Source organism: Thalassospira profundimaris, assembly GCF_003326795.1.
Classification (GTDB): Bacteria; Pseudomonadota; Alphaproteobacteria; order Rhodospirillales; family Thalassospiraceae; genus Thalassospira; species Thalassospira profundimaris_C.
The window spans coordinates 935976-945821 of sequence record NZ_JPWI01000001.1; the positions used below are offsets into that span (position 1 = coordinate 935976).

The following is a 9846-nucleotide window of genomic DNA, read 5'->3' on the forward strand; positions in this document are numbered from 1 at the left end:
AGCAAACTGGCACAGTGATTGCTGTTACCCCGATTGAATGTCTGGTGCTGTCTGATGTGGGCAGCTTAACAACACAGGGGGTGATCAAAATGTCAGTTAAAAGTCTGGGTGATCCATTTAGTGGCGATAGCGACCTGCGTCATAGCAAATCTTGCGGCTGTGAGGCATGCGCGTCCGGCGGGCATAAACATGCTGATCATGATCATGGCGTAAAACACGATCTGGCGACCATGCCAGCGCATAGCGACATGGCGGCCAAATCGCCGGAAAGCAGCGAAGAAATTCTGGACCGCGCAATTGACAGCGCAATTGTGCGTTCGGTCTTCGGGCATAACGAAATTTCGCGTCGTTCCTTTGCCAAGATGGTTGGTGGCAGCACCATGATGGCAGCATTGGCATCGGTTCTGCCGATCGACAAGGTCAAGGCAGCGATCCTTGATGATCTTGGTACGCCCGAGAAATCCAAGCTCAATATCGGTTTTGTTCCGATCACCTGTGCCACACCGATCATCATGGCGCAGCCGATGGGCTTCTATGAAAAATACGGTCTTGATGTTGATGTCATCAAGACGGCCGGATGGGCCGTTGCCCGCGACAAGTCATTGAACAATGAATATGACGCGTCGCACATGCTGACCCCGATGCCGCTGGCGATTTCGATGGGGGCGGGGTCGACCGCAACCCCGTTCCTGATGCCCGCTGTTGAAAACATCAACGGTCAGGCCATCGTTCTGCACAATGACCATCTTGACAAGCGCGATCCCAAACAGTGGAAGGGCTTCAAGTTCGGTGTGCCGTTCGAATATTCGATGCACAACTTCCTGCTGCGCTATTATGTCGCCGAACATGGTCTGGACCCGGACAAAGACATTCAGATCCGCGTTGTTCCGCCGCCCGAGATGGTTGCGAACCTGCGTGCCGGTAACCTTGACGGCTACCTGTCGCCTGATCCGTTCAACCAGCGAGCCGTCTGGGAAAAAATCGGCTTCCTGCATACCCTGACCAAGGATATCTGGGAAGGCCATCCGTGCTGCGCATTCGCATGCTCCAAGGCGTTTTCAGAAGAACTGCCAAATACCTATGGCGCGCTTTTGAAATCCATCGTCGATGCGACCCAATACGCAGCCAAGTCGGAAAACCGCAAGGAAATCTCGGCTGCAATCGCACCGGCCAACTATCTGAACCAGCCGGTTCCGGTGATCGAACAGGTCCTGACCGGGCGTTATGCCGACGGTCTGGGCGAGGTTAAAAACGTTCCTGATCGCATCGATTTCGATCCGTTCCCATGGCATTCGATGGGTGTCTGGATCCTGACCCAGATGAAGCGCTGGGGTTATATCGAAGGCGATATTGATTACAAGAAAATCGCCGAAGAGGTCTATGTCGCAACCGATTGCGCCAAGGTGATGAAAGACCTTGGGTATGAAGCGCCGACTTCGACCTACAAAAGCTACACGATCATGGGCAAGACCTTTGATCCCGATCAGCCCGAAGCCTACGTCAACAGCTTTGCGATTGGCAAAGGGGTAAGCTGATATGCTGGCATCCTTGAATGCCAGGGCTTTGGTTTTGTCACTCGTGCTATTGGCGGTCTTCCTCGGCCTTTGGGAGGCCGCCAGCCCGAAACAAAATCTTTCTGGCGAACTGACAGAATATGAACTTCTGATGGGTGGGGCAGAGCCGAAGGCAGCTGTGCCACCGCCCTCGGCAGTGATTGGCAAGGCCTGGGAAGAACTCAGCAATCCTTTCTATGATGCAGGCCCCAACGACAAGGGGATCGGCATCCAGATCGGCTATTCGCTTTATCGGGTTCTGACCGGTTATTTCCTTGCCGCAGCACTGGCCATTCCGATCGGCTTTTTGATCGGGATGTCGCCCTTGATGTACAAGGCGCTTGATCCCTTCATTCAGGTTCTACGGCCCATCTCGCCACTGGCGTGGATGCCTCTGGCCCTGTTTGTCATTCAGGACAGTCAGGCGTCGGCGATCTTCGTCATCTTCATCTGTTCGATCTGGCCGATGCTGATCAACACCGCCTTTGGTGTGGCGGGCGTGCGCAAGGACTGGGTGAATGTGGCGCGAACCCATGAGCTTGGCGCACTTAAAACCGCATGGATTGTCATTCTTCCAGCGGCTGCACCGACCATTCTGACCGGTATGCGCATTTCAATCGGGATCGCATGGCTGGTGATTGTGGCAGCCGAGATGCTCGTCGGTGGGACCGGCATTGGCTACTACGTCTGGAACGAATGGAACAACCTTGATCTGACCAGTGTGGTGTTCTCGATCCTCATGATCGGCCTTGTCGGCATGTTGCTTGATACCGCCTTCGCCTATTGCGCACGTCTTGTGCAGTACCAGGAATAAGGAGACCTGATATGTCGACACCATTCCTGAGCGTCCAGAACCTTACCAAACGTTTTCAGGCACCCAAAGGTGGTGAAGGCCTGACCGTATTTGAAAACGTCAATCTTGGCATCAAAAAGGGCGAGTTTGTTTGCATCATCGGCCATTCCGGCTGTGGCAAATCAACGATCCTCAATATCCTTGCAGGTCTGGACGAACCCAGCGACGGCGCTGTCATCATGAATGGCAAAGAGGTCGCGGGCCCCAGTCTGGATCGCGGGATCGTATTTCAGAACTATTCCCTGTTGCCATGGCTTTCGGCCCTCAAGAACGTGACCTTTGCCGTACAGGCCCGCTACAAATCCTGGAGCAAGAAACAGGTTCACGATCATTCCATGAAATATCTTGAGATGGTCGGTCTGGCAGGCGGGGCGGAGCTTCGCAAGCCGTCGCAATTGTCGGGCGGGATGCGTCAGCGCGTCTCGATTGCCCGTGCCTTTGCCATCCAGCCGGAATTGCTTTTGCTTGATGAACCGTTCGGCGCACTAGATGCGCTGACACGTGGCAGCATTCAGGATGAGCTGATCCGGATCTGGTCGGGGTCTGATCAGACGGTCTTCATGATCACGCATGATGTCGATGAAGCCATCCTGCTTGCGGACCGCATCCTTTTGATGACCAACGGTCCCTATGCACGGGTGGCAGAGTCCGTTCAGGTCGAAATCGAACGCCCGCGCGAACGGGCAAATATCATTCATCATCCGGATTACTACGATATCCGAAATCATCTGGTGGAGTTCCTGGCGACGCGGTCGCGCGAACTTGCCGGAAAACAGGATGGTGACGAGCAAGCTGCACCCAAAACTGTCCGTTTCGGAGCAAATGCCGGGGCAGTCATTTCATCAGAAACAGGCAGCAAATCCGGTGCGCGCAAGCGTGCGGTCAACAGTGCCGATTAATCAAAACAACCTGCTGTATCAGAAGTGGAGAAAAGCCATGAAAAAAGCTGACGTCAAAGAAATGATCCTTGAAGCCAAGAAAGCCAAAGGCCTTGGTTGGGAAGAGATTGCAAGCAAGATCGGCATGTCGCCGGTCTGGACCACTTCGGTCTGCTTTGGCATGAATTCCGCACCAAAGGACAAGGCGGATATGCTTGTGGCCTTGTTCAACCTGCCACCAGAAGCATCGGCAGTCATTCAGGAATGCCCGATGAAAATCTGGGATCAGGCCGTTCCGACTGATCCGGCGATTTATCGACTGTATGAAATCGTTGGTGTTTACGGCGAAACGATCAAGGAAATCATCCATGAGAAGTTTGGTGACGGCATCATGAGCGCGATTGATTACGAAATGTATATCGAGCGCAAGGAAGATCCCAAAGGCGATCGCGTCGTTATCACCCTGGATGGCAAATTCCTGAAATATCGCGCCTGGTAAGGTGTGATCGAGGATTCCGATTTTCGACCGTGACGCGGTAATCGTCGCGATGTCGCAATCCGGCCAGGCCCGTTTGTGTATTCAAACGGGCCTGATCCGTTTTGAAATGTTCCAAAATACCCGGTAGGGGCTGGCGAAAAGGACATGATCTGCTAAATCCTGATCATATGTAATTGCTTGTTAGCCGGACCGTTTTGACGTTCGATGGCTTGCAAGCGAAACCAAAAAGGGATCAACATCAGATGGCTGACCTTTCCGCATTCGACATCACCAAACGCTGGCCTGCGAAGAATTCCGATATCATTCAGCTCTATTCATTGCCGACCCCGAACGGGGTCAAGGTTTCCATCATGCTTGAGGAAACCGGTCTTGAATATGAACCCCACCTGATCAATATCGGCGAGAACGAGACATGGACGCCTGAATTCCTGTCCTTGAACCCGAACGGTAAAATCCCGGCAATCATTGATCCTGATGGGCCTGACGGTACACCGATCGGTCTTTTTGAATCCGGCGCGATCTTGCAATATCTTGCGGAAAAGACGGGCAAGTTTTTGCCATCTGATCCGGTCAAACGGATCGAGACGATCCAGTGGGTCTATTTCCAGATGGCGGCAATCGGGCCGATCTTTGGACAGCTTGGTTTCTTCCACAAATTTGCCGGTAAGGAGATCGAGGACAAGCGACCGCTTACCCGCTATGTGAATGAGTCAAAGCGTCTTCTTGGTGTGCTCGAAACCCGTCTTGAAGGGCGCAACTGGATCATGGGCGATGAATATACCATTGCCGATATCGCGATTCTGGGCTGGGTGCGCAACCTGACCGGATTTTATGAGGCCGGTGATCTGGTCGAATATGACACGCTTTCAAATGTTCCGGCATGGCTTGAACGTGGCCTTGCACGACCGGCGGTACAGCGCGGACTGAATATTCCGGCCCGCGATTAATCGGCCTGTTTGCGACAAACTGTATCGAAGTTTGACCGGATGGTCAGAAATGCTTTCCATCCGGTCAGGCTGCTATTAACTAGTGGGAAGTTTTATCGCCCACGAAGTTTCAAGAGATACAATAATGACCAGTCGCATCAAGGACGCTACCCTTGCCCAGCAGATCAATGACGAAACGCTTGCATGGCGTGAAGTCATCTGCCCGGTAACAGCAAAATATGGAAACTATGTCGCCAAACGTGATCTGCGCGACAAGACAATCGTCAGTTTCCAGCATGTGCTTGAAGACACCATCCCGACCTTGCTGCCCTTCGTGAAGGCGGGTGCGAAAGTCAAGGTGGGTGCGTGCAACCCGGACAGCACCGATGATGTGGCCGCAGCCTATCTGGCGGCCAACGGGGTCGAGGTTCATGCATTTTCGGGCATGACGCCCGATGAATATGCCAAAAGTATCGATATCCTGTCGTCTGAACCGGCAGACATTGTTGCTGATATGGGCGGCGAGCTGATCGAGGCCTTTGTGCAAAAGGGTCATAAGGTTGACGGCGCGCTTGAAGCCACCACGACCGGTGTGCATCGCGTCGAGAAACTTGATTATTCCTTCCCGGTCTTTAACTGGAACGATATCGCGATCAAGGATCGTCTGCATAACCGTCACCATGTGGCGCAGGAAATGTGGCCGGTCTTTTCCAACGTGACGGGTCTGGCGCTTTATGGGCGGTCGGTTCTTGTCATCGGTTTTGGTCCGGTCGGGCGTGGTGTGGCCGAACGTGCACGCAATCTTGGTGCGGTGGTTTCGGTCGCCGAACGTGATCCGGTGCGCGCCCTTGAAGCCCAGCATCACGGATGCCGCGTGGTCAGCCTTGAAGACGGTATCAAGGAATGTGCGATCATTGTAACAGCGACCGGACTTTCAGGCATTCTCGGCGAAAAACAGATCAAACAGTGCCGTCGTGGTGCCATTCTGGTCAATGTCGGTCATTCAAATACCGAGATCGATGTGGCGTGGCTTGATACCCAGAAACAGACGAAGATGCGCCGTTATATCGAACGGTTCGAGCTTGATAACAGCCGCGAGGTTTATCTGCTGAACCGTGGCAGCCTGCTCAATCTTGCTCCTGGCATGGGCGGATCGGGCAAGGATCTGTTTGATCCGTTCTCGGCCATTCTGATCCGGGGCATTGACTGGCTGGCATCGGGCGGGGCAGCGTCGTTCAAGCCGGGATTCTATGATTATCCCGCTGAAATTGAACGCGAAATTGCCGAGGCGATCCTGCACTCACATAGCTGATCCTGCTTCTGTCTTGCCGACCCAAAAGTGATACATCGCAAGGTTGAGACCCAACAAGCGTGATAAAATCAGGCTTGTTGGTGTTTCACGGTGCGCCTGTTCCTGCGTTCAGCACGCGAACCGGTGGATGGAGGTCGGTAATGAGGCGAATTGAAACGGCGTTTGGTACTTTCCTGCTGGTGCTGACCGGTGTCTGGTTTGTTTCGAATCCCGATGTCTTCCAGGCGACGACCTTTATCGGTTTGCGCGGTTATATGGTGCAATATACCGGTGTGCTGGCGATCGGGTTGATGAGCCTGATCATGTTGCTTGCGGTACGCCCGGTTTTGCTGTCCCAGCGGCTGGGCGGGCTGGACAAGGCATATCGATTGCACAAATGGCTGGGGATCACTGCCCTGGCCTTATCCATCATCCACTGGATCTGGCGGATGGCACCCAAATGGGCTTCGGCGCTTGGTCTTTATGAGCGCGGCCCCCGTGGCCCAAGACCGGATGAAGGGACCCTGCACTGGGGGCAGTCCTTTTTCGGGGCACAACGCGGTCTGGCTGAAAGTGTTGGCGAGTGGGCGTTTTACATCGCGGTGGTGCTGATCATTGTCGCGCTGATCAAGTGGGTCCCGTATCGCTGGTTTGCAAAAACACACACGCTCCTTGCGCCGGTTTATCTGGTTCTTGTCTATCATGGCGTGGTGCTGCTTGACTTTGCCAACTGGGCGACACCTGTCGGATATGTCATGGCAGGAATGCTCGCAGTCGGAACGGTTTGCGCGATTATCGTTCTAACAGGCCGGATTGGCAGGGACCGGAAATCTGGTGGCGAAGTCACAGAGCTGAATTACTTCCCGCAAATGAGATCGCTCGAAATCAGGATCAAAACAGATGGTGGCTGGAAGGGGCATCGGGCTGGTCAGTTTGCCTTTGCCCGTTTTGGCGCCAGTGACGAGATACATCCATTTACCATTGCATCTGCATGGCACAAGGATGACCCTCGCCTGACCATTATTGCCAAGGAACTGGGCGATTATACAAAAAAGCTGCCCGATACACTGAAATCTGGTGATGCAGTGGTCCTTGAAGGACCCTATGGAACCTTCACTCTTGATCGCAAACATGCACGTCAGATATGGATTTCGGGCGGGATCGGTCTGACCCCCTTTGTTGCATGGCTGGAAGCCCTGGCAGAAAAACCGGAATCCTTTGAGATTGATTTCTTTCAGGTTGCCCCGGAATGTGACGCCGAATTGATGGCATCAATAGAATCCCTGGCCAGTAAGGCGGGTGTTCGCCTGCATCAGTGGCGCGATGCCCAGGATGGTTTCCTGACCGGTGAAAAACTGCGTGGTGAAGTGCCGGAATGGAAGCAGGCCCATGTCTGGTTCTGTGGACCAAGCGCGTTTGGTTTGGCGATAAAGAATGATCTTGTCGCAGCCGGTTTGAACAGACGGGCCTTTCATCAGGAACTGTTTGACTTCCGCTAGATCACTGCGTTGTGACGTGATGCACAAAATTTTACGGGCGGCCCATTATCAGGCCGCCCGTTTGTTTGCTCGCATCTTGAACGGTGTTCAGTTTACGCGCGGTATCCGATGCGAAGATTCCCCCATTGTTCGCCATTAACAATGATCGGGACATCGCATTCCTTCATAAAGACCACAGAATCCCCCATGTCGCGGAAATAGGTCTGAAGCAGATGTGGCTTGGTATTACGTGCGGCCATCAGACCGGCGCGGTCATCAAAGATTCGCCGGTTGCGACAATTGCCCATGTTCCAAGCCGCTTCTCCGGGTTTTTGAGGTTGGCTGTAAATCTTGTTGTGGGTTGGAAGATAGCCGTTTGAATCCACACCCGCAGCAAAGACGATATGCTTGTCTTTTTCAAGAATCGCTTCCTGAAGCGGTGTGAAGTTCCGATCCGTGAACGGAATATACGGTGTCATGAACTGTTTCGGGTCACTGCCGTCAACCGGTTCGTAGTGCGGGTTGAACAGGTCTTCGTGCCTGATCTCGTTATTGCGAAGGCCGGTCTCAAGAACCTTTGCCAGATCAAGTGCCAGTTGTTTGCCAAGGTCGGCAATCTTGTTGTCGTGATCGTGGGTTTTCTTAAGGTGGCTCAGGATGACCTGATTGGCCTGATCATCAAGTTCGGTAAACTGAACATGGGTGCCAAGGGCCGAAACGGCCTTTACGATACCATGCAGGGTCGTACCATCGGCCATGGTGATCGTGATCGATTTGTTGCGATCTTTCTCGCTCGCGTCAATGCGGGCCAGAAGCCCGGCCAGCGACATGTCAGCGGTAACGCCGTTTCGGATATCGCCGCTACCGAAATCCACCTTGATATCAACCGCAATCGGGACACGTTCCTCGTGGCGACGGCTGGCACTTTCTGTGTTGCGCAGCACCGTACGGAACCGGCTTTCCATTTCGTTGATATCATTGCGAATGTTTGACGCCAGAACGCGCAGGTTTTCCGCAGTTTCACTGGCGTTCTGTGATTTTTCACTGGCAAGCTCGATATCGCTGGAGATGCCGCGCATATGCGTCGACACTTCCTGTGCACTGGTCGAGATCTCGGCAATTGCAGCTGTTTGCTGTTCAACAGAAGCCGAGATATCCGCAGACAGCTGACTGACTTCGTCAATTGCACCGCCAATACCCTCGATCGCGGTTACGGCCTCCGAAGTTGCCCCCTGGATTGCGGTGATCTGGGAGTTGATATCCAGAATTGCCTTTTCGGTCTGGGTCGCAAGGTTCTTGACCTCGTTTGCGACAACGGCAAATCCCTTGCCCGCATCACCGGCACGTGCGGCCTCGATGGTGGCATTAAGCGCAAGCATCTTGGTCTGGTCAGAAATGCGTTTGACGATATCGACAACCTTGCCGATCTCGCTTGCCGTTTCCGACAGGCTGTTCATCGTTTGGGATGTTTCCTGTGCGCGGATAACGGCCTGACCCGCAATGTCATTGGTTTTATGAATGCGATCCGCAATTCCGTGGCTGGATGCCTGCAATTCTTCGGTTGCCGAGGCCACAGTAGCGACATTGCTGCTGGCAATTTCAGTAGTTGACGTGATCCGTTCGACCAGCTGTGACAATTCGCTGGCATCTTTTTCCATGGTTTGCGCAACGTCATTGGTGCGCCCGGCCTGAAAACCGACTTCGGAGATGATATTGTCCGTTTCACGTTCGATGATTTCGGACATTGACTGTATTTCCGAAGATGCCCGTTGTTGAGAAATCTGTCTTTGCTGGGCTGCCATCAGGGACGCCATATCGGCCATCAACAGGCTGTGTGCCGCATCAGTGAGTGCCGGTGTCGCGCGAATTCCCTTCGTGGCCGCTGCCAGCGAAGTGCAGTTTGCAGCTGCCTTGTGATAGGCAAGAACAATGATGTCCGGTGTCAGGTCTCCGGATACCTGCGCCAATACGTGATCGCCAAAGCACTGGTTAAACGCATCTGCCGAGGTTGTGGTCGCCATGGTACGGAAACGCTGGGCAAGGTCAGGCACAAGGCTTTGCGGCGCTGTTTTATCCGCGCTGCTTTGTCCTGTTCCAAGTAGCTCCGTGATCAGGCTTTCGGCAATGCGATCTGCATGCTGATCAAAGAGAACTTTTGTTTCGCCTATTCGCGCATAGATTGTTTTTTCTGACATTGCGGAGGCGTGATTCATGAACGTCTCTCCCTTTTCCCCTGGAAAGGCTATTGGGCCTGTTTTGTTGAGATTTCTCAGGCTTCTGCGTTTGATTTGGTCCAGTTTATCACTATAGGGAAGTGTTAAAGATATCATACTTTAGGTTGATATGGAAAAGCGGCCCGTCAAGGTTG

The 9846-nt window shown here is 53.4% G+C and carries 8 protein-coding genes; 7 read left to right on the forward strand and 1 reads right to left on the reverse strand.

Translation table 11 applies throughout. From position 1 onward, the window contains the following. Positions 1-89 precede the first annotated feature (89 nt). The 7 genes from TH30_RS04280 to TH30_RS04310 all read left to right on the forward strand — a co-directional run bounded on the left by TH30_RS04280 (position 90) and on the right by TH30_RS04310 (position 7499). Positions 90-1535, forward strand: coding sequence for a CmpA/NrtA family ABC transporter substrate-binding protein (locus TH30_RS04280; RefSeq protein WP_114096911.1), 1446 nt, complete (start codon positions 90-92; stop codon positions 1533-1535). Position 1536: 1 nt separating this feature from the next. Beyond that, entirely contained in the window at positions 1537-2367 is an 831-nt protein-coding gene (ntrB, locus tag TH30_RS04285) for a nitrate ABC transporter permease (protein WP_114096796.1), read from the forward strand. Positions 2368-2378: 11 nt separating this feature from the next. Beyond that, positions 2379-3305: an ABC transporter ATP-binding protein gene (locus TH30_RS04290; protein ID WP_114096797.1), complete on the forward strand. Its 927-nt coding sequence runs from the start codon at positions 2379-2381 to the stop codon at positions 3303-3305. A gap of 37 nt (positions 3306-3342) precedes the next feature. Further along, positions 3343-3783, forward strand: a complete 441-nt coding sequence (gene cynS / locus TH30_RS04295; RefSeq protein WP_114096798.1) for a cyanase — start codon at positions 3343-3345, stop codon at positions 3781-3783. A 242-nt stretch (positions 3784-4025) separates the two neighbouring features. Continuing rightward, complete coding sequence (locus TH30_RS04300; RefSeq protein WP_114096799.1) at positions 4026-4730, forward strand: glutathione S-transferase N-terminal domain-containing protein; 705 nt, start codon at positions 4026-4028, stop codon at positions 4728-4730. 124 nt (positions 4731-4854) lie between these two features. Continuing rightward, a complete protein-coding gene (locus tag TH30_RS04305) occupies positions 4855-6021 on the forward strand; it encodes an adenosylhomocysteinase (RefSeq protein ID WP_114096800.1) in 1167 nt (388 codons plus the stop codon). Between the two features lie 140 nt (positions 6022-6161). Then, positions 6162-7499 (forward strand): ferredoxin reductase family protein, encoded by a 1338-nt coding sequence (locus TH30_RS04310; protein ID WP_114096801.1) that lies wholly within the window; start codon positions 6162-6164, stop codon positions 7497-7499. A gap of 92 nt (positions 7500-7591) precedes the next feature. Here the strand turns inward: TH30_RS04310 and TH30_RS04315 are convergent, their stop codons facing one another. Then, the gene (locus TH30_RS04315; protein WP_114096802.1) at positions 7592-9691 is read right to left on the reverse strand and encodes a methyl-accepting chemotaxis protein; all 2100 of its coding nucleotides are present in this window, start codon (positions 9689-9691) and stop codon (positions 7592-7594) included. Positions 9692-9846 lie beyond the last annotated feature (155 nt).

Excerpts from the sequence above, each read along its gene's own strand:
- TH30_RS04280 (WP_114096911.1), top strand. The coding sequence starts at position 90 with ATGTCAGTTAAAAGTCTGGGTGATCCATTTAGTGGCGATAGCGACCTG.
- ntrB (WP_114096796.1), top strand. The coding sequence starts at position 1,537 with ATGCTGGCATCCTTGAATGCCAGGGCTTTGGTTTTGTCACTCGTGCTA.
- TH30_RS04290 (WP_114096797.1), top strand. The coding sequence starts at position 2,379 with ATGTCGACACCATTCCTGAGCGTCCAGAACCTTACCAAACGTTTTCAG.
- cynS (WP_114096798.1), top strand. The coding sequence starts at position 3,343 with ATGAAAAAAGCTGACGTCAAAGAAATGATCCTTGAAGCCAAGAAAGCC.
- TH30_RS04300 (WP_114096799.1), top strand. The coding sequence starts at position 4,026 with ATGGCTGACCTTTCCGCATTCGACATCACCAAACGCTGGCCTGCGAAG.
- TH30_RS04305 (WP_114096800.1), top strand. The coding sequence starts at position 4,855 with ATGACCAGTCGCATCAAGGACGCTACCCTTGCCCAGCAGATCAATGAC.
- TH30_RS04310 (WP_114096801.1), top strand. The coding sequence starts at position 6,162 with ATGAGGCGAATTGAAACGGCGTTTGGTACTTTCCTGCTGGTGCTGACC.
- TH30_RS04315 (WP_114096802.1), bottom strand. The coding sequence starts at position 9,691 with ATGAATCACGCCTCCGCAATGTCAGAAAAAACAATCTATGCGCGAATA.